Annotated in this window: 26 protein-coding genes and 1 pseudogene; 20 read left to right on the top strand and 7 right to left on the bottom strand. The window is 36.1% G+C overall.

Annotation, left to right across the window (positions count from 1 at the left end):
• Nucleotide 1 precedes the first annotated feature (1 nt).
• The 3 genes from KI338_RS01340 (at nt 2) to KI338_RS01350 (ending at nt 3,064) form a co-directional block, all read left to right on the top strand.
• Nucleotides 2-847, top strand: a complete 846-nt coding sequence (locus KI338_RS01340; RefSeq protein WP_244853272.1) for a S1 family peptidase — start codon at nt 2-4, stop codon at nt 845-847.
• A gap of 301 nt (nt 848-1,148) precedes the next feature.
• Nucleotides 1,149-1,880: an RNA polymerase sigma-I factor gene (gene sigI / locus KI338_RS01345; protein WP_212919174.1), complete on the top strand. Its 732-nt coding sequence runs from the start codon at nt 1,149-1,151 to the stop codon at nt 1,878-1,880.
• A complete protein-coding gene (locus tag KI338_RS01350; RefSeq protein ID WP_212919175.1) occupies nt 1,877-3,064 on the top strand; it encodes an anti-sigma factor domain-containing protein in 1,188 nt (395 codons plus the stop codon). The genes sigI and KI338_RS01350 overlap by 4 nt, the downstream gene beginning before the upstream one ends.
• A gap of 30 nt (nt 3,065-3,094) precedes the next feature.
• Here the strand turns inward: KI338_RS01350 and KI338_RS01355 are convergent, their stop codons facing one another.
• Nucleotides 3,095-3,331 (bottom strand): YhdB family protein, encoded by a 237-nt coding sequence (locus tag KI338_RS01355; protein WP_212919176.1) that lies wholly within the window; start codon nt 3,329-3,331, stop codon nt 3,095-3,097.
• 219 nt (nt 3,332-3,550) lie between these two features.
• On the opposite strand from KI338_RS01355, the gene KI338_RS01360 reads away from it, so the two are divergent.
• The 7 genes and pseudogenes from KI338_RS01360 to KI338_RS01390 all read left to right on the top strand — a co-directional run bounded on the left by KI338_RS01360 (nt 3,551) and on the right by KI338_RS01390 (nt 10,064).
• Entirely contained in the window at nt 3,551-4,189 is a 639-nt protein-coding gene (locus tag KI338_RS01360) for a YhcN/YlaJ family sporulation lipoprotein (RefSeq protein ID WP_212919177.1), read from the top strand.
• 140 nt (nt 4,190-4,329) lie between these two features.
• A pseudogene (locus tag KI338_RS17655) lies at nt 4,330-4,788 on the top strand (class I SAM-dependent DNA methyltransferase); the annotation flags it as partial.
• A gap of 198 nt (nt 4,789-4,986) precedes the next feature.
• Entirely contained in the window at nt 4,987-5,448 is a 462-nt protein-coding gene (locus KI338_RS01370; RefSeq protein WP_280530723.1) for an S-ribosylhomocysteine lyase, read from the top strand.
• Nucleotides 5,449-5,464: 16 nt separating this feature from the next.
• Nucleotides 5,465-6,397 (top strand): PLP-dependent cysteine synthase family protein, encoded by a 933-nt coding sequence (locus KI338_RS01375; protein WP_505804915.1) that lies wholly within the window; start codon nt 5,465-5,467, stop codon nt 6,395-6,397.
• Complete coding sequence (locus KI338_RS01380) at nt 6,398-7,537, top strand: bifunctional cystathionine gamma-lyase/homocysteine desulfhydrase (RefSeq protein ID WP_212919179.1); 1,140 nt, start codon at nt 6,398-6,400, stop codon at nt 7,535-7,537.
• A gap of 112 nt (nt 7,538-7,649) precedes the next feature.
• Nucleotides 7,650-9,020 (top strand): dipeptidase, encoded by a 1,371-nt coding sequence (locus KI338_RS01385; RefSeq protein WP_212919180.1) that lies wholly within the window; start codon nt 7,650-7,652, stop codon nt 9,018-9,020.
• Nucleotides 9,021-9,086: 66 nt separating this feature from the next.
• Nucleotides 9,087-10,064, top strand: a complete 978-nt coding sequence (locus KI338_RS01390) for a phosphotransferase enzyme family protein (protein WP_212919181.1) — start codon at nt 9,087-9,089, stop codon at nt 10,062-10,064.
• A gap of 45 nt (nt 10,065-10,109) precedes the next feature.
• Here the strand turns inward: KI338_RS01390 and KI338_RS01395 are convergent, their stop codons facing one another.
• On the bottom strand, nt 10,110-10,211 hold the full coding sequence (locus KI338_RS01395; protein WP_212919182.1) for a YjcZ family sporulation protein: 102 nt from the start codon (nt 10,209-10,211) through the stop codon (nt 10,110-10,112).
• Between the two features lie 44 nt (nt 10,212-10,255).
• Nucleotides 10,256-10,384: a YjcZ family sporulation protein gene (locus tag KI338_RS01400; protein WP_212919183.1), complete on the bottom strand. Its 129-nt coding sequence runs from the start codon at nt 10,382-10,384 to the stop codon at nt 10,256-10,258.
• Between the two features lie 216 nt (nt 10,385-10,600).
• Here KI338_RS01400 and map point away from each other — a divergent pair, with 216 nt between their 5' ends.
• The 3 genes from map (at nt 10,601) to KI338_RS01415 (ending at nt 12,496) form a co-directional block, all read left to right on the top strand.
• Nucleotides 10,601-11,353 carry a type I methionyl aminopeptidase gene (map, locus tag KI338_RS01405; RefSeq protein ID WP_212919184.1) on the top strand — a complete coding sequence of 251 codons (753 nt, stop codon included), beginning with the start codon at nt 10,601-10,603 and terminating at the stop codon, nt 11,351-11,353.
• A gap of 184 nt (nt 11,354-11,537) precedes the next feature.
• On the top strand, nt 11,538-12,203 hold the full coding sequence (locus KI338_RS01410) for an AzlC family ABC transporter permease (protein ID WP_212920013.1): 666 nt from the start codon (nt 11,538-11,540) through the stop codon (nt 12,201-12,203).
• Nucleotides 12,200-12,496, top strand: coding sequence for an AzlD domain-containing protein (locus KI338_RS01415; protein WP_212919185.1), 297 nt, complete (start codon nt 12,200-12,202; stop codon nt 12,494-12,496). Before KI338_RS01410 ends, KI338_RS01415 begins: the two co-directional genes overlap by 4 nt.
• Before the next feature lie 47 nt (nt 12,497-12,543).
• On the opposite strand, the gene KI338_RS01420 is transcribed toward KI338_RS01415, so the two are convergent.
• Nucleotides 12,544-13,413 (bottom strand): cation diffusion facilitator family transporter, encoded by an 870-nt coding sequence (locus KI338_RS01420; protein ID WP_212919186.1) that lies wholly within the window; start codon nt 13,411-13,413, stop codon nt 12,544-12,546.
• A 227-nt stretch (nt 13,414-13,640) separates the two neighbouring features.
• On the opposite strand from KI338_RS01420, the gene KI338_RS01425 reads away from it, so the two are divergent.
• The 3 genes from KI338_RS01425 (at nt 13,641) to KI338_RS01435 (ending at nt 16,774) form a co-directional block, all read left to right on the top strand.
• Entirely contained in the window at nt 13,641-13,874 is a 234-nt protein-coding gene (locus KI338_RS01425) for a hypothetical protein (protein WP_212919187.1), read from the top strand.
• A 95-nt stretch (nt 13,875-13,969) separates the two neighbouring features.
• Nucleotides 13,970-15,430, top strand: a complete 1,461-nt coding sequence (locus tag KI338_RS01430; protein WP_212919188.1) for a methyl-accepting chemotaxis protein — start codon at nt 13,970-13,972, stop codon at nt 15,428-15,430.
• A gap of 69 nt (nt 15,431-15,499) precedes the next feature.
• Nucleotides 15,500-16,774, top strand: coding sequence for an MFS transporter (locus KI338_RS01435; protein WP_212919189.1), 1,275 nt, complete (start codon nt 15,500-15,502; stop codon nt 16,772-16,774).
• A gap of 55 nt (nt 16,775-16,829) precedes the next feature.
• Here the strand turns inward: KI338_RS01435 and KI338_RS01440 are convergent, their stop codons facing one another.
• On the bottom strand, nt 16,830-17,741 hold the full coding sequence (locus KI338_RS01440; protein ID WP_212919190.1) for a zinc dependent phospholipase C family protein: 912 nt from the start codon (nt 17,739-17,741) through the stop codon (nt 16,830-16,832).
• Nucleotides 17,742-17,940: 199 nt separating this feature from the next.
• On the opposite strand from KI338_RS01440, the gene fumC reads away from it, so the two are divergent.
• Both fumC and KI338_RS01450 read left to right on the top strand, forming a co-directional pair.
• Entirely contained in the window at nt 17,941-19,326 is a 1,386-nt protein-coding gene (fumC, locus tag KI338_RS01445; protein WP_212919191.1) for a class II fumarate hydratase, read from the top strand.
• A gap of 245 nt (nt 19,327-19,571) precedes the next feature.
• Nucleotides 19,572-19,775, top strand: a complete 204-nt coding sequence (locus KI338_RS01450) for an alpha/beta-type small acid-soluble spore protein (RefSeq protein ID WP_212919192.1) — start codon at nt 19,572-19,574, stop codon at nt 19,773-19,775.
• A 221-nt stretch (nt 19,776-19,996) separates the two neighbouring features.
• Here KI338_RS01450 and KI338_RS01455 read toward each other — a convergent pair whose 3' ends face one another.
• Nucleotides 19,997-21,094, bottom strand: coding sequence for an ABC transporter ATP-binding protein (locus tag KI338_RS01455; protein ID WP_212919193.1), 1,098 nt, complete (start codon nt 21,092-21,094; stop codon nt 19,997-19,999).
• A 135-nt stretch (nt 21,095-21,229) separates the two neighbouring features.
• A complete protein-coding gene (locus KI338_RS01460; protein WP_212919194.1) occupies nt 21,230-22,114 on the bottom strand; it encodes a PucR family transcriptional regulator in 885 nt (294 codons plus the stop codon).
• Nucleotides 22,115-22,268: 154 nt separating this feature from the next.
• On the opposite strand from KI338_RS01460, the gene KI338_RS01465 reads away from it, so the two are divergent.
• Both KI338_RS01465 and KI338_RS01470 read left to right on the top strand, forming a co-directional pair.
• Nucleotides 22,269-22,613: a YlbF/YmcA family competence regulator gene (locus KI338_RS01465; protein ID WP_212919195.1), complete on the top strand. Its 345-nt coding sequence runs from the start codon at nt 22,269-22,271 to the stop codon at nt 22,611-22,613.
• 201 nt (nt 22,614-22,814) lie between these two features.
• Nucleotides 22,815-23,588, top strand: coding sequence for an enoyl-CoA hydratase-related protein (locus tag KI338_RS01470; RefSeq protein WP_212919196.1), 774 nt, complete (start codon nt 22,815-22,817; stop codon nt 23,586-23,588).
• The last annotated feature ends 104 nt before the right edge of the window (nt 23,589-23,692 follow it).

The raw sequence follows: 23,692 nt of genomic DNA on the forward strand, positions 1-23,692 counted from the left end.
AATGGTACAGATGTGGGGTGTACTCATGGATGAGGAGAAAAATATACAACCAGACATCATTGATGAAGACCTATATGAAGAATTTGAAGATGAGGAGCTTTATGAGCTTGTCCAGCAAGCAAGACAAGAGGCGCTCTTAAAAGCATCACAAGATATACAAAAAAAGCCAAAACGTCCATTTTCTAAATGGATGTTCTGGCTTATTGCTATTACAATGGTAATTAACATAATAGCAATATTACCGTATACTTTCTCCATTCCAGCCATAGACTTCCTTATAACCTCGACGAGACTTTCTATCCAAGAAGATATAAAAACGTATAAAGAAGCAGTTGTTGTCATAGAAACAGGGGAAAGCAAGGGAACAGGATTTTCTATTTCCCCAGATGGTTATATTCTTACAAATTACCATGTAGTCGATAATGGTGCCCCAATTACAGTAGCCTTTCCAAATGAAGGTCTTATTCAAGGTACAATCGAGGCTGCCTTTCCAGATGTGGATTTAGCTTTATTAAAGGTTCAGTCTGAACAGGAATTACCATATTTAACCCTTGCAGAGAGCTTTAGCTTCGAGGGAAATGAACATATTTCATTTATTGGAAACCCACTTGCATTTAATAGGATTGCAAATGAAGGAACAATCATTGGATACACCGATTTAAAAGATTGGGATCAGCCTGTTTTAATGATTGAAGCTCCGGTATACCGTGGCAATAGTGGAAGTCCTATTATTAATGATGAAGGCGAGGTAATCGGTGTAATCTTTGCCACACTCGACCATGATATACACGGAGAGGTTGGCTTGTTTATTCCAATAGAATACTTCTTTCAACGAAATAATAAGTGATTCTTATTATTTATCAAAAATAACCGATACAATAGGAGAGAGGCTGTCCTTCTCTTCTATTTTTTTTATAGATGGGACACAATAATGAGGGGCATTAACTTTTTTTAATCTAAATGTAAAATTCTGTGATGGGCATTGTAATACTTGTACGGTAAGATATTCATATTCTTAATAGAAAAATATAGAGGATTATGGTGGTATTTATGACCCTTAATGAAATAATTAGAATAGTTTTTAATTTGGCAACGCCCATAAAGTTTGTAATACAATCGAAATATATGAAAGAATGGGGTGGTCTACTATGACCATACACAATTCATTAAAAGACATCCCCTTAGATAAACTAATAATGAAAGCGCAAAAGGATGATGAGGCTGCTCTTAATTTTTTATTAAAAAATTATCAACCATTTATAGCTAAATCTGTCTCAGAAGTATGTAAACGATTTATTGACCCGGAGCGTGATGATGAGTACAGTATAGGCTTATTAGCGTTTCATGAGGCAATTCGACAGTATTCACCACACAAAGGGAGTTCTTTTTTAACGTTTGCTAATTTAGTTATAAAACGTAAAGTCATTGACTATATCCGATTTAATAGCAAAAATAAAGTAGCTATCTCATTGGATGAGACATATGACGAAGAATATATGGAAAGTCCGACTGAACTTGAAGCAGTAAAGGAAATTTATCAACAAGAACAAGAAGCATGGTATCGCAGACAAGAAATCCTTGAATTTAAAGAAAGGCTTGCGACGTTTAAGCTATCCCTTCATGAGCTAACAGAGATTGCACCAAAACACCGTGATGCTCGTGATACTGCAGTTCGTATCGCAAGAATAATTCAAGATGACCAGGAGATGAGTGCCTATGTAAATAAGAAGAAAAAATTACCGATTAAGGATTTAGCTAAAAAAGTTGATGTAAGTAAGAAGACATTAGAACGTAATCGAAAGTTTATATTGGCCATTTTTATTGTTCTAAGTGAAGATTTTGTTTTTCTCAAGGATTATTTGAAAGGGGTGGGCCAGTGAAAAAGGGTATTGTCATGGAGCGGCACCAAAAATATATGGTAGTGCTGACACCAGATGGCTCATTTGAAAAAGCGGCTACTATAAAAGGTGTAGATATCGGGTTCGAAGTAATATATGAACCCATTATTGAGAAAACCTCTACTTCTGTTTTTCAAAGGAATTTTTTCTCTATACGTACTGCTGCGTTAGCTTGTATAATTTTAATTGCATTATTGCCCTTATATTTTATTACAAATAAGAATGAAGCGTATGCATATGTTGATATCGATATTAATCCAAGTATCGAGCTAGAGATAAGTGATAATTTCAAAGTAGCTGATGTAAAAGCATTAAATGAAGATGCATTACGTTTATTACAAAAGGTAAAAGGTTTGAAAGGTAAAAAAGTAGAGGAAGCAATTGATGAAATTATTCATTTGAGTGAAGAAAATGGTTACACGAATACAGCTAAGAATGTATTAGTTGGGGTCCACTATGTGGATAAAGCGGATGCGGGTAATCCATTAATAACTAAGATCCATGATCACTTTTCCAAGAAAAATACAGAATGGCAAGTGGTCACCTTAGAGATTCCCGATGAAGTTAGGATGAAGGCTGAAAAGGCAAAGCAATCAATGAACGAGGTTTTAGCAAAACAGGTTGATACAGATAAAAAAGACAAACAAGTACTTACTGAAGATGAAAAGGAAGTATTGCAATCATTTTATAATCGTAAAAACTCTCTTGGAACGTCCAAGGAAAAAGATACTGCTGATGAAAAACCATTAAATAAGGGGAAGAAAAGAACTGATAAAGATTTAAAAGAACAATTACATCCTAGTGAGCTAAAAGATAAAAATCGAGATAACCATCCCAAAAATAACGGTAAAGAAAATCAGAATAAAGCAAAGAATCAAGGTAAGCCTCACAATATTGATATAAATAATTCCATACATAAAGGAAAAGGAAACAATCAAGAAGACCATAATAAAAATCGTAATCATGGAAAAGATGGGCACAAAGAGCAAGATAAGAATAAAGGGAAGCAACATAATAAGGAGCATGGAAAACAGAAAGATAATCGAAATAATGGGAAAAATAAAGGTAATAATGGAAAGAATGGTCATCATCAACATAATAATGGAAATCAAAAAGGAAAAAATAAGCAAGACGGTTTTTCCTATCTTCATCCATATTTATATTAGGAAGGGAATGTATTTCCCTTCCTTTTTTACTTACATTTCCAAAATAGCAGTGGGAGTATATTTCATTGCATGGTCAATATAATATAGAAGGTTTTCATGTGATTGTACAATTTTTTGTTCATCTAAAGAATAATGGTAGGCATGGAGAAAATTCTGTATCTTCTTAGAAAGTAAGTCATCCTTTGTCCGCACCATGAGCACAAGTAAATCATCCCATTGTCCCCAAAGTGTGTAATATAGTGCCTTATCATAGTCTGGTATATCCATGAAATTCCCCTCCTTTTTAACTAAAGGGTATTACTAGCTTTCCCCTAATATATATATATTTTCTAATAACAGTTTGGTGTGGCTTCCAATTAAAGGATGGGTTTTTTAATGAACTATGACAATCCTATTGGGGTTGATTCCATATAAAGGATTGCCTTCCTTAGCATAATCAAAATGACGAGGTACATACTAAAAAGTGAAAAAGGGAGGGAAACAACCATGAAAAAGAGCTTGTTTGGTATTGCGGCGTCAGCTCTAATTGTTTTGGCAGGTTGTGGAAATGGTAATAATGATGATGCAGAAAGTCAACGAGGAACCACTAATCAAAATGTAGATCCTGTCCGTTATCAAGACCATGATGATGCCAATGATAATAATCGAAATTACACGCTTCAACGTGATTTAGAAGAGCCGAATAATGTCAATACCAGAAATATCAATAATGTCAACAACAGGACAAATGACAATCGGACCAATAATAACAATGGGAATCGATATGATGTTGCTAATGAGGCGGCAGACAAAATCGTCGATCAAATTGATGTCATTGAACGTGCTTATGTTCTAACAACAGATAATAATGCTTATGTTGCTGCACAGCTAGATGATAATAATAACAGAAACCGTCTAAGCGATAATGGGGATGCATTAACAGACGATGTCAAAAATAAAATTTCTACTATCGTCAAATCTGTTGATAATGATATTGACAATGTATATGTCTCAACCAATCCAGATTTTATGAATTTGACGAATAATTATGTTAATGATGTTGATCAGGGGCAACCTGTTGAAGGTTTCTTTGAAGAGATGGGAAATATGATTGAGCGTATTTTCCCACAGAATAAAGGTAGGTAATTGTATAGTGCTTCCACTAATTTGGAAGCACTATTTTTTATGAACGAAATAAAAGTTTTCAACTTATTTAATCTTAGACATATAATTCTTATTAAACATAGTTGATTACTGTGTTTAATAAGAAATTGGAGTTGTTACAAATGGGACGGGAGTTTGTGGAGATATTTGAGGATTGGGCAGAAGATTATGATCGGACTGTTGCAGGAGAGAATCCAGAGTATCAGGAGGTCTTCCGTAACTATGAGGAAATCTTATCGTTAGTTGCTGATAATTCTTCTGGAACAGTACTGGAATTTGGTGTAGGAACTGGTAATTTATCGGAGAAGCTATTTGAAAAAGGGTTGGATGTAATTGGTATTGAGCCATCAGAGGCAATGCGGATAATTGCTGAGTCGAAACTACCTCATATGACAATACTGGATGGGGATTTTCTACTCTATCCTCAAATCACGAGACCAATTAACACGATTGTAAATACGTATGCTTTTCATCATTTGACAGATGAAGAAAAAGCCAAAGTAATAAAACGGTTTTCAGAGATTCTATCACCAGGAGGAAAAGTTGTCTATGCGGATACAATGTTTGCATCAGAGTTTGAAAAGAACAGAAAAATAAACGAAGCAAAAAATGCTGGCTTTTTTACACTTTCAGAGGATTTAGAACGAGAGTATTATCCTATAATTAACAACGTAAAAAATATGTTTACAAAACAAAATTTTACTTTTTATACGAAGCAAATGAATGATTTCGTTTGGTTTGTCATAGCAGATTATAAAGGGAAAAAAGAGGAGGGAATCATTTTGAAGAAGATGAACGTTGAAAGTTTTAATTTGGATCATACAAAGGTAAAAGCTCCTTATGTACGATTAGTAGGTGTAACAGTTGGGGAGAATGGGGATCAGGTTTATAAGTATGATATTCGATTTAAACAGCCTAATAAAGAGCATATGGAAATGGCAGGTCTCCATTCATTAGAGCATTTAATGGCAGAGAATATTCGAAATCATATGGATCAAGTATTGGATATTAGTCCAATGGGATGTCAAACGGGATTTTATCTATCGCTCCTAAATCATGATTCCTATGATGAGGTTTTAAAAGCGTTAGAGAAGACCTTACAGGATGTTCTAGAAGCGGATGAGGTACCGGCATGTAATGAGGTTCAGTGTGGCTGGGCCCAAAATCACAGTTTAAAGGGAGCACAGGAAATCGCAAGGGAAATGCTTCTAAAAAAGGATGAATGGCGAGAAGTCTTTTAACATTGGGGGGAGACAGGTGGTTTATAATTCCATACATGAATTAGTTGGGAATACACCACTTCTTAAGATAAACCATTTCCATCTTCCAGAAAATGTTTATATTTTTGCAAAGCTCGAATATTACAATCCAGGTGGAAGTGTAAAAGATAGGCTAGGTGTCGAGCTTATTCAGGATGCAATACGTAGAGGTAAGCTATCTCCAGGTGACACTATCATTGAACCTACAGCTGGTAATACGGGTATTGGCTTGGCACTAGCCGCAAAAAAGATTGGGCTAAAGGCAATATTTGTCGTTCCAGAGCATTTTAGTCAGGAAAAGCAGCTTATTATGCAGGCATTAGGTGCAAAAATAATTCATACACCGAAGGAGGCTGGTATGACTGGTGCCGTTGAGAAGACCAATGAACTACTTCAGCAAATTCCAGGTAGTTACTCACCCCAGCAATTTAAGAATCCAGCAAACCCGAAAACATATTACAGCACGTTAGCGCCTGAAATTTGGAGGGATTTAAAGGGGGATGTCGATATTTTTATCGCAGGAGCAGGTTCAGGTGGGACATTTATGGGGTGTGCACAATTCTTCAAGGAAAGAGATTCAACGATAAAGACAATTATTGTCGAGCCCGAGGGTTCCATTATTGCAGGAGGTAAGCCTGGTTCACATCGAACAGAGGGGATTGGCATGGAGTTTTTTCCTCCATTTTTAGATTCGTCCTATTTTGATCAAATATATACCGTCCAAGATCAGCAAGCCTTCGCACTAGTACAAGAGCTTGCTAACAGAGAAGGCTTACTGGTAGGGAGTTCTTCCGGTGCCGTTATGCATGCAGCGCTGGAAGAGGCAAAAGTTGCACCTGAGGGCACGAATATTGTTACGATTTTTCCTGACGGCAGCGATCGTTATTTAAGTAAAGATATTTATTCTAAGGTAAAAGGCGGGGAGATATAAATGCGTTCAAAAACAAGGATGGTCCACGGTGGAATTACGCGTGACGAGCAAACTGGTGCTGTCTCTGTTCCTATTTATCAGGTTAGTACTTTTAAGCAAGATGGTATAGGAAAGCTGAGGGGCTATGAATATTCCCGAACAGGGAATCCAACCCGTACTGCATTAGAATCGGTAATTGCTGAATTGGAGAATGGAACACATGGTTTTGCCTTTAGTTCCGGTATGTCCGCAATTACGACAATCTTACTGTTATTCAGTGCGGGAGACCATATAATTTTAACAGATGATGTGTACGGTGGATCCTACCGATTAATAACAAAGGTATTAAAACGATTTAATTTGGAGTATACATTTGTTGATACAAGTAACATTGAAAATGTGGAGAATGCTGTAAAAGAAAATACGAAAGCAATTCTTATCGAAACCCCAACCAATCCTTTACTGAAAATAACGGATATAAGGAAAATGGCGGCGATAACATCCAATAACGATATGCTGCTCATAGTAGATAATACCTTTGCTTCACCGTATTGGCAAAACCCGTTAAACTTAGGAGCAGATATCGTACTTCACAGTGCTACAAAATATATTGGCGGACATAGTGATGTGATTGGCGGTTTAGTATCTGTTAAATCTGAGCCATTAGCTGAGAAAATTCATTTTCTCCAGAACTCAGTAGGAGCTGTATTGGGTCCACAGGATTCTTGGTTATTAATGCGTGGAATTAAGACACTAGCTCTGCGAATGGAGGCAATAGAAGCAAGTACAAAGAAGATAGTCGATTTCTTGTTAAAGCATAAAAGGGTTATGAAGGTGTATTATCCAGGATTGCCTACTCACCCGGGCCATGTATTGGCTAAAAGTCAAACTAGAGGTTTTGGAGGTATGATATCATTCGATGTCGGGGATGGAAACTATGCCGAAGAGATCCTTAAGCGAGTTAACTATTTTACACTGGCAGAAAGCCTAGGTGCAGTAGAAAGTCTAATCTCCTTACCTGCAAAAATGACTCATGCATCTATACCGTCCAAAAGAAGGCTAGAACTTGGTATTTCTGATGGGTTAATACGATTGTCGGTTGGGATTGAGGATGTAGAAGACCTCATTGAAGATTTGGCACAGGCTTTAGGGGATGCTTAAATGACAGGCAGCTTTTAGCTGCTTTTTTATTTTTCAGGAAACACAGTATAGTTACTTTTAACCCAAATATGCTAAAATGAACACAATATTAAAATGGAAGGAATGGCAAAAAATGAGTGAAAGAGCATTGAAGTATCTGTCTGACAATCGAGAAAGATTATTAGAAAGGTTACAAGAATTCTTGTCAATACCTAGTGTTAGTACAGATAGTATACATAAAAATGATGTCCAAAGAGCAGCAACGTATCTACAAACTTACTTAACAGAGATTGGTTTTCAACAAGTTCAACAAATTGAAACAAATAAACATCCAATTGTATATGCGGAATATATGGAAGCGGGTCCTGATTCTCCTACTGTACTATTATATGGGCATTATGATGTTCAACCGGTCGATCCGATCGAATTATGGGATAGTGATCCGTTTAAGCCAGAGATAAGAGAAGGTAGATTGTATGCACGCGGTTCAAGTGATGATAAGGGGCAAGTGTTCATGCATCTAGCTGTATTTGAAGCATTAATGAAAACGGAAGGAAAGCTCCCATTAAATGTGAAGATCTGTCTTGAAGGGGAAGAGGAAATTGGTAGTGAAAACCTATATACCATGCTCCAAGTGAAAAAAGAGCTATTTCAGGCAGATTTTGCTGTGATATCAGACTCAGGTATGGTAGCGAAAAATCAACCAACCATACTTTATGGATTAAAGGGATTTACAGGTATTGAAATTACAGTTACGGGACCAGATCATGACTTGCATTCTGGTATGTATGGTGGGGCAGTACGTAACCCCATTATGGCCTTATCCCATATTCTCGCTTCAATGAAAAATGACGATGAAGTTGTAACAGTCGAAGGTTTCTATGATGGTGTAGAAGCTTTGACTAGTGAGGAGAAGGAATTAATTAAACAAGTTCCAAGTGAGGATTTTGTCAAGGCAACTGGTATTACAGAGACTGTTTCGGAAAAAGGGTATACAGCAAAAGAACATACGATGGCTAGACCTACATTTGAAGTGAATGGGATATTTGGTGGGTATCAGGGAGAAGGTACGAAGACGATTATTCCAACGTCGGCAACTGCGAAGATTACGTGCAGACTAGTGCCAGGTCAAGCCCCAGAAACGATTCAACGTTTATTAGAAGCCCATATTAAAAAGGTTGCTCCAAAGGGTGTTACTGTAGAAGTGAAAAAAGAAAAGCTCTCTGCTAAAGCCTACAAGGTTGAGCCGAATCATCCATTAATCCAAAAAGCGGCAACGAGTTATACAAAAGCATTCGATAAAGAGGCGGTCTATGTTAGAATGGGTGGATCTATTCCAGTTGTGGAATGGATTGATCATCTTTATACTATTCCAATTGTCTTATTAGGATTCGGTACACCTGAGGATCGACTACACTCACCAAATGAAAGCTTTCCATTAGATAGTTTTGATAAGGGGATGGAGACATTAGTTTATTATTGGCATGAGATAACAAACGGTTAGATGTTTTTATTCTAATGCAAAATATTGAGGGACATTGGATACTTAAATGGGGGAAAAGAAAAGAAAATGGAAATGGCTGTTGATCATGTTTATCAAAAGGAAATATTAAATAGATTCTTTGAAGCATTCGGGCTGGAACAAAAGTATAAGTTGCTAGGAGACTTTGAGAATTATGTATATGAAGTATATAAAGGGAACAAACCTTTCATACTTAGGGTAACTCATAGCTCTCACCGATCAATGGAAGAAATTCTTGGGGAAATTGACTGGGTTAATTATTTGTCTCATCATGGTGCAAACGTTCCTACTGTTTTTCCATCGCAATATAACCAAATAATAGAGGAACAAACCGCTACCGATCAAACAAGTTTTTTTGCCTGCCTTTTTTCCAAGGTTGAAGGAATAGGGGTACGTTCAACGGATGACCAATTTAATGATACGCTTTTCCAAAGCTGGGGAAGGGAAATAGGCAAAATACATCGTTTGACTGATCAATATGAATCTAAGCATGGATATCGAAAGCATTGGTTTGAGGATGATTTGTTTGCGTTAGAAAAATATGTACCAACCGAATTAAAGGTTATTCAACGGAAGAATGAGATTATCAAGCAATTAAATGAATTACCAGAAACAAACTATGGATTAATCCATAATGATGTGCATAATGGAAACTTCTTTTACGATAATCATACTATTTATATTTTTGATTTTGATGATGCATGTTATTTTTGGTATGTTTCCGATATTGCAATTCCGCTATACTATGCTTGTTATTCATTATTTAGAAATGAAGAGGGTTTAGATGAAAAGCGAGTATTTGCCAATCGATTTATTGATAATTTTATGATAGGCTATCAAAAAGAATTTATGCCTCCGGAAAGATGGAAGGAACAACTAACATTATTTTTAAAGGTACGTGATATTACACTCTATGCGGCCTTAAATAAAAAGATTGCACCCGAGGATCGAAATCAAGGCTTACAGGAAAGTATGGAACAAATAAGAAGAAGAATTGAACAAGGAGAGCCTATTGTGGTGTTATAAAAAGGGAGAATAAGGTCTGCAAATATGCAGACCTTATTCTCTATACTAGCAATAGTACCCCCTACCATATCCACCTGCTCCAACAATAATTAACAGGATAAAGAGGACAACGATAAATGCAAATCCACCGCCATATCCGCGACTCATTAATAAGTCACCTCCATATTACTAAATTCATATATTTATGATGACTAGTAGTACCAGCCATCACCATATCCATAGCCTCGATGATAACCACTCGCTCCAACGATAATTAGTAGAATAAATAACACTACTAGTAAAGCAAAACCAGAGCCGTAGCCACCTACTACATTACTCATATCTTTCCACCTCCTCAATTATAATGTATGATATTTCCCCAGATATGACAGGGCGAATGTACAGAAAACTAGGCTAAAGTGGTTTATAATGTATTAGCTTTAACATACTATACAACTGGTTGATTTAATGTAAGTGATCCTAAATTGTGATACACTTATTTAATGGAAACTAAATTAGTTAACGGCGTATGCTGAATAAATAGAAAGGGCGATTACATGATAAACAGAAAAAGCAAACGTGAGATTGAACAAATGCAGAAAGCTGCAGATTTGCTAGTGGAGGTACACAAGGAAATCGCTAAGATGATTAGACCAGGTATTTCAACATTGGAAATTGATGCTTTTGTTGATAAGTTTTTAGAAGAGCACGGAGCTATACCAGAGCAGAAGGGATATAATGGTTTTCCTTTTGCAACCTGTGCATCAATAAATGATGAAATTTGTCATGGTTTTCCACGTGAAGATTTACTACAGGACGGGGATATCGTGACAATCGATATGGTTGTCAATCTTAATGGAGGATTAGCGGATTCTGCATGGACGTACGCAGTTGGAAATGTGGATGAAAAGGGTCTACGTTTGATGGAGGTTACTAAGAGATCACTTTATATTGGAATTGAGCAGGCGAGAGCGGGAAATCGTATTGGTGACATCGGTCATGCAATTCAAACGTATGCAGAGGGAGAAGGCTTTTCTGTAGTAAGAGATTTCACGGGTCATGGCATTGGTCCATCAATCCATGAGGACCCACATGTTCCACATTTCGGCCTTCCTAATAAAGGACTTCGCTTAAAGCCGGGAATGGTAATAACCATTGAACCAATGTTAAATGAAGGTGATTGGCGAAGTAAGGTAGATAGCAATAATTGGACAGCAAGGACAATTGATGGAGGACGTTCCGCTCAATATGAGCACACAATTGTTATTACCGATGGGGATCCGATAATTTTGACAGAACAAGATCGGTAAAAAGAAATAACACACGGGATTCTTTTGTTAAGAATCCCGTGTATTTTTATAGGCATTTATCATTCTTATATCAGAAAAATCAGTTATAATGGTAGAAATTTAACTAAGGGGGGAAGAAAAAGTGGAGACAGTAAATGTAAACAAGAAAGAATTTACAACACGTGCTATTTTGATTAAACGAGGGATGACAGTTGGCTTTCCTATCATGCTTGGGTATCTTCCGATAGCAGTTACATTTGGAGTTTTAGCAAAGCAATCAGGACTATCGTTATTGGAGTTAACATTAATGAGTGTGCTCGTATTTGCTGGGGCAAGTCAATTTATGGGTGCAAATATGATTGCTTTAGGTGCAGGGGCAGTAGAAATTATAATTGCAACTTTTGTTTTAAACTTCCGTCACTTTGTAATGAGCTTTTCCTTTATGAATAAGCTTAGGTCTGTTCCTATTAGATGGAAAGTACCATTAGCACTAGGGTTAACGGATGAAACCTTCGCAGTTTCTTCTTTACATATTAAGGAGGCTAAAGAGAAAAATGGCCACTGGTTTTATGGTGCCCTTACGTTAACGGCATATTTTTCATGGGTATTCGGTTCGCTTCTAGGAGGTTTAGTAGGAGAAATTATACCCGAGACATTAAGTCAAAGTATGGGTATAGCACTTTATGCGATGTTTATTGGATTATTAATCCCATCCGTAAAAAAAGAGCTTAAAGTTGGATTAATTGCTATCATTGCTATGTTCATAAATGCTATTTGTTTGCAATTTATGAGTAGCGGCTGGGCGATAGTTTCAGGTACAGTATTAGGCGGATTAAGTGGTGTATTGTTACTGAAGGAGGAACAGGCATGATATTCCTTATTATTATTGGAATGACTCTTGTGACCATGCTCCCTAGAATTATTCCTGCTTTCATCGTAGATAAATTACAGTTTAAAGATTGGGTTAATCGCTGGTTAAATGCGATTCCATATGCTGCCTTAGGGGCATTGATTTTTCCAGGGATTCTTTCTGTCAATCCTGATAAACCTTACATTGGACTTGTAGGTGGATTAGTTGCTATTGGATTAGCTTATATCGGATTAAATGTAATTTTTGTAGTAGTAGGAGCAATCCTGTCTGTATTTTTATTAACTACTTTCTGAAAAATGGCCAGTCACAGTTTAATTCTAAATACTGTGCTGGCCATTTTTCATTCAATATAAGGTTCAATATGAATATGAGTATACAAAATCCCATGCTTTTCAACCAATTCTTTTTCAATCATAACCGTAATATCATGGCTTTGATGAACATTTAGCTCTGGATTAACCTTAATCGTAACATCAAGGATTGGTTGATTTCCTAACACACGTCCTTTTATATCCGCAACTAATTTAACTTCAGGATATTTTGTAATCGTTTGTTTTATCTCCGTTAACCTTTTCTCATCAAAACCATCGGTAAGTGCAAGGGTAGAATCCTTGAAAATTTCCCAAGCAGTCCTACAGATGACGACTCCCACTACAAGCCCAGCTAATGGATCTAGCCAGCCAATGCCAAATTTAGCTCCAATTATACCAATAAATGCACCAATACTAACAAGTGCATCTGAACGATTGTCTTGAGCAGCAGCATATAGGGCACTACTATTTATTTTCTTCGATAGAGCTAAATTATAGCGGTGGACAATAAACATGATTACAGAAGCACCCAAGGCAGTCCAGGCCGTTACCATATCGGGTGCGGTACTTCCTTTATCTAATATCTTTGTAATGGTAGAGAATATTACTTGTATGCCGACAGCTGCCATAATAAATGCTGCTAGTAAGGAAGAAATTGTTTCTGCGCGATAATGGCCATATCGATGGTTTTGATCTGGTGGCTTTTGGGATATTCGAAGTCCTATAAGGATAGCAATGGAGGCAATAACATCCGTAGAGTTATTTAATCCATCGGCCCATAATGCTTCTGAATTCCCTATATAGGCAATAATTAATTTTGTTCCGGAAAGAAATAGGTAAGCAAAGATACTAATCCATGCACCTTTTTCACCTTCTCTTAAATCTGGTGTACGATTCATGATAATGCCTCCAGCTAATTTCATTAACTTTATCACTATATCAGATAGGAAATGGGTGGGTCTAGAGAAACTAATAAGCGTTTGTCAATATCAATTGGTATGTTTTAAGTTTGTTTCCTTCGTACAAGAAATAGAACTAAGTTTTAATGGTTTTTTTATTAAATCCCATTGCAATTATTCTAAAAATTTAGGATAATAAACATAAAGGAGCAGGAGGGGCGTACTTCATGAAAAAGGAAAGGGTAGTTTACCACTTTTATCCGTACGAAGGAAATGTCCTTAACGCTAAAAGAGAGATATCCTTTGAAATTAAATTATCTTCACGGATGATTTTAGATGAAATCTGTTTTAATTGGAATAAGAAAATGCTTGAGGAAAAAATTAATTCTTCGATTCAAAAGGGTAATAAAGAAGATTTTGAGAAAGTTCGAGAAAGATATTTACAATATATTTGGGAATAAAATCGGAAAAGTAATAGACCAGCCTTGCCCACACTGAGTATGGTAAGGCTATTTTTATGGAAGAAATTGAATAAAAAATAAGTTGGGGGGAGCTTATGAAATTAGATGTTACTATTTCGCAAAAACAAAATAAGCTATTACTATACATACTATTATTCTCATTGTTTCTCGGATTAGGTGCTGAATTCATTGTCGGTGCACCAGCAATAAATATGATAGCGATATCAATTGGTGGTGGCATTGGAATCTTGTTAATTGCCATTTTTAATGTTAAGAGGATATATAGTTTTGCAGTGCCTTATATTGCTATTTTTTGTTTAGCTGGAGTATCACTAATTGTAATGCTAGGTTCTAGTTATGTGACGAATATATTATTTACCTTCTTTTTATTAGCGGTCGCCGCTATATCCTTATCCCGTGCTGTACTAACGACTGGTGGTATCCTAGGAATCGGTTTATTAGTCTTGTTTATTATATTCAACGGACAGGCAGTGGGATTTGATACCCGATCTATAGCAATTACAATGGTTTTTTTTACTCTAGTTTTTATTGTTTTATATATACAAATTAAAGTATCACGTGGTTTTCTGTTAACTCTATTTCAAGCAATGGGTGAAATAGAAGAGAAGTCCAAAGAAGAGGCTAATCGTACTCTACTAATTCAAAGTGGTGCAGAAAAGGTTCGGAAGCAGATGGAAGTTATTGAAGGGGATAGTAGTCTTAACCAGGAGCAAATGAAAGAAATGCTTACTAGCTTTCGAGAAATTTCAAAAGCAAGTCAAGCCCAGTCTGAAACTGCTTTTGGTATAACTGAAACGGTTAATTCAACCCACAGATTACTGGAAAAAATGATTGTATCTTTTTCCCGTAGTATGGCCGATGGTGAGGAGCTTGTTAATTTATCAAATAAAGGCAAAATCTCTATGGGAAATTTATATGAAACGATAAATGACTTTCACGTTTCCTTTGATGGTTTAACAAATAATATGGAGGTACTTGTTAATCGAATAGATGTAAATAATGCAAATGCAGAGAAGATACAAGATATTGCTGAGCAAACTAATTTGCTTGCCTTGAACGCAAGTATCGAGGCTGCACGTGCGGGCGAATTTGGAAAGGGATTCTCTGTTGTAGCATCGGAAATCCGTAAGCTTGCAGAGGTTTCCCAGAACACAGCAAAACAAATTCGTGAAGACCTACAGATGATTGATAAAGATGCAAGGTATACACAAATAGAATTGAATAACAACAAGCAAAAATTAGTGGCCAGTACAGAAGTTACATTAATGGCTAAGCAGAACTTTGAAACCATTACAGAACAATTAAATAACTTTATTCATTATTTGCAATACCTAAACAAACAGGCAGAGGAGATAAAAGGATCCTCCCTGTCTATTGAACAATCCGTGGATAATCTTGCATCAATTATCGAAGTAACTACTGCAACAATCGAAGAGCTTGAAGCAATCGTAGATGAACAAGTCAATCGTATGGTTAATTTAGCAGGAGTGATTGAGGAAACAAATGAAGTAGCTGCATCTTTAGAAAAAATGTAATATTTACCGTAAATTTACAATTGGAGTACATTGATCAGCTATTCTTATGTTGAGGGGAGTGTTTATTAGTTGAAAAAGGATAAGAAGACCCAGCTAAGCTGGGCACTTTATGATTTTGGAAATTCTGCTTTTGCTACAACGATGCTAGCGGCGGTTCTACCGATTTTCTATTCCAACGTGGCATCAAAAGGAATAGAATCTAGCCTAGCAACTAGTTATTGGGGTTATGCTAACTCAATTGCAGTACTAATTGTGGCAATTCTAGCTCCTATTCTTGGTGCTATTAGTGATTTCTCTGCAGCCAAGAAAAAGTTTTTGCGGTTCTTTGCCTTTATGGGAATGATAGCAAGTATCCTACTTGCATTTACTGGCGAAGGAGACTACCTCTTTGTTGCGTTATTATTCATCGTTGGTTCCATTGGTTTTTCAGGAGGTAATATTTTTTATGACGCCTTTTTACCTGAGGTAGCAGAGGAAAAGGATATGGATAAGGTATCCTCAAAAGGATTTGCCCTGGGGTATGTTGGTGGAGGAATTTTATTATTAATAAATGTTTTAATGATTCTTAAATTTGAGTGGTTTGGATTATCAGATGTTGTAATGGCAATGAAGGTTTCCTTCGCTATGGTTGGAATATGGTGGTTTATTTTTTCCATTCCTTTATTGAAAAATATTCATGATGAGAAGAAAAGTCCGATAAAACGAGATAGATCATATGTGGCAATCGGCTTTTCAAGAGTCGGTAATACCTTTAAGGAAATAAGTCAGTTTAAGCATTTATTAATTTTCTTATTTGCCTTTTGGTTATATAACGATGGAATTTCTACAATTATCAGGATGGCAACTATTTATGGAACTGAAATCGGCATTGGACAAAATGATTTAATCATCGCTCTTCTTATTACACAATTTGTTGGCATACCCTGTACCTTCTTTTTTGGTTGGTTAGCTGGAAAAATAAAGCCCAAAAAGGCACTTTTGATTACATTATTTGTTTATTTAGGGATTGTTATTTTAGGTTACTTCATGAAGTCAGCCTTGCATTTTTACTTATTGGCAACATGTGTGGGACTGGTCCAAGGTGGTGCACAGGCCTTGAGTAGATCTATTTTTGGTCGTATGGTACCAGAGAATAAAAAGGGTGAATTCTTTGGATTCTACGGGATTTCATCCAAGTTCTCGGCAGTATTTGGCCCGTTTGTATTTGGATTTATCGGGCAAATAACGGGTAATAATCGGTTTGGTATTTTATCGTTAATCGTATTCTTTATTGCTGGAATTCTTATTTTAAGCTTTGTAAATGTGGAAAAGGGAGCAGAAGCTGCTAGGAAAAAGACTGCTTAGATACAAAAGAAGTATGCACAAAAGCCGCAAACCCTCACTGGTTTTGCGGCTTTTATTACAGAATAGGCTCACTATACTGGTTCTCTAATTTTAGCTTGAGTGGCAATCCAGTATCATACGAAATATCTCCAATTAATCCCTCTAAATCTTCCCTACTAGTACCGTTGTTATACCAATAATCAATCACTTTTTTCATAATTTCTATACCCTCAATTCGAGCCTGCTCGTATAAATCAATGAAGCTCTTTGTACTAGGTTTTTTCGTCGCAGGGTGATACCAGGTTTGGTGTTCTAAGTTTAAATAATCCTTATGGTTGGTAATCGGTTGGTGGGAGAAAGCAGAAATTACCTTTTTCAATAATTTGTTTTTCCAACCATATGGATCAGATAGTATCATTAAAGCTAATTTCATATCTTTAAAAGCTTTTTTAATATAGCTTGAAGAAGATTCTGTGACCTCAGGATAGTGCTTACGAATTGCTTGATAAAGAAAATTAGCGATTTCATTTTTTTGCTGTTTATTTAAAAGGATTTCTTTGTAGACAGGTGTTTTCCAGGTTTTTAGATTCTTATAGCGTTCCATCATTAAGGTGTCAATAATGATTTCGTATTTCGAGTGATTATTCCCTTCATATCCTGCATAATAGTTGATAAAAGGATGTGCGATTCGGTCCAATATATGATGGGTTACAAACCCAAATACATACGATTTTATTTCTGTGGAGCTGTCCTTTGCAGATACAATTATATCCATAAGAAAATCTCCACATTTTTTCCTGTGAAGAAGATTCCCTATGTTTGGAATGGATGCATCCTTTATCCACGGCCAAAAATTATAATAGAAAAAAGGATCAGGTCCTTGTGCACCTAAATTTAATATATAACTACGGCTAGGTATGTTCTCTGGTTTACTTATAGCATCAAGCATATCTTCACAAAAGAGCATATGTGTCCAAATGTTAGGCATGGAGAGCCCTCCTAAACAACTAATTAATACATTAATAAGTATAAGGCTAAATTAACTATGTAAGGATTACAATTTTGTGAATAATTCATAGTTCTACCATAATAATTTTTTTATACACGTGCAATGAATATGATTTTCATTTTTAAAAAATTTGGTACAATAGAGAGGGATTTGAAAATCAAATTGGGAGGAAATACATATGGAATTTCGTATAGAGCACGATACCCTTGGGGAAGTGAAGGTACCTGCTAATAAATATTGGGGTGCACAGACACAGCGCAGTAAGGAAAACTTTCCAATTGGTCATGAGAAAATGCCAACAGAAATTATAAAAGCGTTTGCAGTTTTGAAAATGAGTGCTGCAAAAGCAAATAGTGATCTAGGCCTGCTTGATGCGAAAAAAGCAGAAGCCATTGAATATGCAGCGACACAAGTTATTAATGGAAATTTAGAAGCACATTTTCCGCTAGTTGTTTGGCAAACTGGTAGTGGAACACAATCCAATATGAATGTAAACGAAGTGATTGCTCATGTTGGAAATGAGTGGTTAAAGGAGCAAGGCAGTGATCTAACATTACATCCAAATGATGATGTTAATAAATCCCAAAGCTCTAATGACACATATCCTACAGCCATGCATGTAGCTGAAGTTTTAATGCTTGAGGATGTTGTATTACCTGCTTTACGTACACTTAAAAGCACCTTTAAAAACAAAATGGATGCATTCCAGGATATCGTAAAGATTGGTCGTACACACTTACAGGATGCAACACCTTTAACACTTGGACAAGAGATTAGTGGATGGCACCGAATGCTGGAAAAATCAGAAAGCATGATAGAAGCCAGCCTTCCTTATCTAAAGGAATTAGCTATTGGTGGTACTGCAGTTGGTACTGGTTTGAATGCTCACCCTGAATTTTCAGAGCGTGTATGCGCAGAAATTAGCCGATTTACTGGCAAAGAATTTGTTTCTGCACCGAATAAATTCCATGCATTAACAAGTCATGATGAAACGGTATTTGCTCATGGTGCATTAAAGGGCTTAGCTGCAGATATGATGAAGATAGCAAATGATGTTCGTTGGTTAGCCAGCGGCCCACGCTGTGGAATTGGCGAAATTACAATACCAGAAAACGAGCCTGGTAGCTCAATTATGCCAGGTAAAGTGAATCCAACACAGAGTGAAGCAGTAACAATGGTTGCCGCTCAAGTGATGGGGAATGATGCAACAATTGGTTTTGCAGCAAGTCAAGGGAATTTTGAGCTTAATGTATTTAAACCTGTAATTGCGATGAACTTCCTACAATCCTGTCAGTTATTAGCAGATAGCATACTTTCCTTCAATGATCGTTGTGCTGTGGGTATTGAACCAAACCATGATCAAATTGAAAAGTATTTAAATGATTCTTTAATGCTTGTGACAGCATTAAACCCTTATATTGGCTACGAAAATGCAGCAAAGATTGCTAAAAAAGCATTTGCAGATAATTCAACACTGAAAGAGACTGCTATTGAACTAGGCCTACTAACTTCTGAAGAATTTGATCAATATGTGAATCCAAGAGAAATGACACATCCGAAATAAAATAGAAAATCCTGCCTTATGATGAGGCAGGATTTTTTCGGTTAAGCTGAGAAGTAGTAATCAATTCTTGAGGAGCATGAAATACGGTTATTAGGGAATAGATAAGCTATTCATTTTGGAAAAAAGTATGGCGTATAGAGCCACCAATATTTCAAGAAAAACATAAGCAAACCACAATTTACCAACGCTTTTTTGTGATAAGATTTTCTCTTCTGCTAACAATATAGTTACAGGAGGTGATAAACATGGCTAACAACAACAATTCAAACCAACTACTTGTTCCTGGTGTACAAGAAGCTCTAGATCAAATGAAATATGAAATCGCTTCTGAGTTTGGTGTAAACCTAGGTGCTGACACTACTTCTCGTGCTAACGGTTCTGTTGGTGGAGAAATCACGAAGCGTCTAGTACAAACTGCTCAACAACAATTATCTGGTAAAATTCAATAATAATGGCATCGAGGTGTAAACCTCTTTAAGGGAAAGTCTTCTAGGCTTTCCCTTTACATTGTTCCTCGAAAGTTAATTGTATTATTTACTAATTTCTAGAAATAATTCCCTTCTTTACAAAAAAGTTTCTATAAGATTTAAGCTAAGATATGTATCTGTTAGGTCAGTATGGAAACAGCTTAAATCAAGATCAAAAAAAAGAAAGAGAGCATAAGGCCCTCTTACTTAATTCGTTCTTCTGTATTTGCATCAAAGAAATGAGCTTTATTCATATCTAATGCTAGTTTAATGGTTTCTCCACTATTTATATCAGATCGGGAATCGACACGTGCTATAAAGTCTTGGTCATTAATTTTGGAATATAAATATGTTTCTGCACCCATTAATTCAGCAACATCAATGAAAGCAGATATATTTGTCTCTGGGGAAGACTCAATAAATATTAATTCATCATGAATGTCTTCAGGGCGAATTCCAAGAATGACTTCTTGATTAATATAGCCTTTCTCTTTTAACAATTTTAATTTACCTTCAGGAACCTTAATTTTAACATCATCCATGACAAATCCGTCATCCTTAATGACTCCTCTTAGGAAGTTCATAGCCGGAGAACCAATAAATCCACCAACGAAAACGTTATTCGGATTGTCATATACTTCCTTTGGTGCTCCCACTTGTTGAATAACGCCATCCTTCATAACAACTAAACGAGTGGCCATTGTCATTGCCTCTGTTTGATCGTGTGTCACATAAATAGTTGTTGTCTGGAGACGTTTGTGCAGTTTTTGGATTTCAGCACGCATCTGTACCCGAAGCTTTGCATCTAAGTTTGATAAAGGTTCGTCCATCAAGAATACCTTTGCATCACGGACAATGGCACGTCCAAGCGCAACACGCTGACGTTGACCACCAGAAAGTGCTTTTGGTTTACGATCTAAATACGCTTCCAAACCTAAGATTTTGGCAGCGTTCTGTACGCGCTTATCGATTTCATCTTTTTTAAATTTACGTAATTTAAGTCCAAAAGCCATATTATCATATACATTCATATGTGGATAAAGCGCATAGTTTTGGAAAACCATCGCAATATCGCGATCTTTTGGGGCAACATCATTCATTTTTTTATCATCAATATATAGTTCACCCTCTGTAATTTCTTCCAGTCCAGCAATCATACGTAATGTAGTTGATTTACCACAGCCAGAAGGGCCGACAAAAACAATGAACTCCTTATCTTCAATGTGAAGATTAAAATCACTTACTGCAACAACATCCTTATCATATTTCTTTTGAATATGCTCTAATCGCAATTCTGCCAAAGTAAAGTCCCCCTCTATAATGAAAGCGTTTAATCTATTTGTTTTTATTATAGTAGATAACTTTATTAAGCAAAATGGTAAACCTGCACAAAGAATATGTACAACTTTGTGCAGGTTTACAAATACTAATCCTGTTTACTCATTTTTGGCTAAAATAGCCAAGTAAACTATTAAGGCATGATGAAATCCACGAATATCTAACTTTGTTTTTTCATGAAATTTTTCGATGCGATATTGCAGACTATTTCGATGCATATAAAGTCGTTTCGCAGCGACAGAAATGTTGAGATTACTATCAAATAATACTTTTATCATATTCAAAAATTCTCTATCGTTAAGAAAATCCTGCAGTATCATCTTTTGTATCTCATTTTTGTATTGATAATCTGCATGGTTCATTAAAATGATTGGAATTCCGTCTAGGTATGATACTACATTTTCTTCCGCTATTGGTAACGCAATTGTTGCACCTTTTTTCACGAATTCATAATGTTGTTTAATTCCTATTAAATTCTCACGATATGGCCCAATGAAAAATTTGATATTTCCATATAAATCGGTAATCAATATATCAATAATTTCTTTATATGAAATGGATTCCTCTTCATGATCCTTCATGATATCAACCAGAATCCCTTCTCGTTCATTTTCCCAAAGTATAATTGTTTCCTTTTCGAAGATTTGGTTTACTGCTTCTTTAAAATCAACTGGTTTTATATGATTGGATTCAATAGAAAAGTAAACTAAACGGTACTTGCTAATGATATCCGTGTTTATTTCTGTTTCCTGAAGATACATTTCCCATATTAATTCTTCCTTTGATTTTGGTGGGAAAAGATGTTCAAACGGTATTAGAAATAAGTTAAGCAATTGTTCGTTTTTACTATCTAACTCCTTTGGATCAATGCTTATAACATGTGAATTATTTGTTACATACCATACGAACCGATTATCAAGTTTATTTGGAATAGTTTCATAATATTGAAGTGATGGAAATAGTTTTTTTAATTGCTCAATCAATAGTAAAACCTCATTTACTTTAGTCTTTTCTCCATTATACCAATAGTTGAAAACTTTAAGCTTTTTTTGTGTGTCACAAATGGATAGTTATTGGTATACATTAGATTATGGGTTTGTTATAGTGGGTGTAACCGACAGCAAGGAGGAATTTGTTTTGGCAAATTTGTATGATAGTGCCTATGATTTAGAAAAAGCAATTCGTGAAAGTGTGGAATTTAATGAGCTAAAAACTGCGTTTCAAGCGGTTATGAATAATCCAACCTCTCGTAAAATGTTCGAGGATTTTCGTAATACACAAATGGAATTGCAACAAAAACAGATGCAGGGTTTAAATATTACAGAACAAGAGGTAGAAAATGCACGTAAAATAGTTGAGCTTGTCCAGCAGCATGAAGGAATTGCTAACTTGATGGAAAAGGAACAACGCTTAAACGTGGTTATAAATGAACTTAGTCAAATTATTACGAAGCCATTAGAAGAGCTTTATGGTGGTCAATAATTATCCATAACTTTAAAATTACTTGTTCTTAGAACGCAAGGAGTATATTCTTGCGTTCTTTATGTTTTATCAAACGGAGTAGCTTCTAGTTGCCGACATTATTTTACTTTATGGAGTATTCATTATACTCGTTCTTGCAGGAATTATTGCTATCGATATCGAATATGTTGAATATGCACGATAGACAAGGGGGAGTACTTAATGAATTATGTTTCTTGTGAAAGCAAACTAAATATATCCTATATTCAATTAAATCGGCCGGATCGCTACAATGCATTGAATTTGGAAATGCTTGAGGAATTATTACAGGTCGTAAAGGAAGTAGAAAAAAGGGCTGATAAAGTCGTCATACTAAGAGGAGAAGGTAATGCTTTTTGTGCTGGCGGTGACATCGCGATGATGAAGGATTTTTCCGATAAGGAATTTTTTGATGATGTGATGGATACGATTTCTGATATCGTACGGAAGCTTTATATGATGCCGAAGATAGTTATTTCGGCTGTTCAGGGATCAGCTGCTGGTTTAGGCTTAAGCTTAGCATTAACAGCAGACTATGTTGTAACGAACAAAGAAGCAAAGTTCGGAATGTTATTTGCCGGCGTTGGCCTTGCTCCAGATGGTGGTGGCCATTTTTGGGCAGAGCAGCGTCTCGGTACTCAACAAGCAAAGCAATTCATTTGGGGAAACCCAAAACAAGTTACTGGTGATGAAGCAAAAAATCTAGGATTAGCTGATTTGTTAGTAGAAGGAGATATTCTAGTTGGGGCACAAAAGTTAGCTCATACCCTCCTCACATCACCATTAGAAGCAATGTTAAAAACTAAGCTGACTTATCATGAAAGCCATTTGGAAACTCTAAATGACTATTTGAAGAAGGAAAAGCAAAATCAATGGGAGCTTAGAAGTACATTAGATCATCAAGAAGGGGTTCAGGCTTTTTTGGAAAAAAGAAAGCCTACGTTCATCGGGAAATAGAGAATGCCGGAACAGTGCTTTCTAAGAAAATAGGAACCCACTACTTATTAAAATAAAATAAGCTGTCTAATAGCAATTGATTGTGCTTATTAGACAGCTTTATT

Origin of the sequence: Ornithinibacillus bavariensis, from assembly GCF_018333235.1 — a bacterium.
GTDB lineage: Bacteria > Bacillota > Bacilli > Bacillales > Amphibacillaceae > Ornithinibacillus > Ornithinibacillus bavariensis.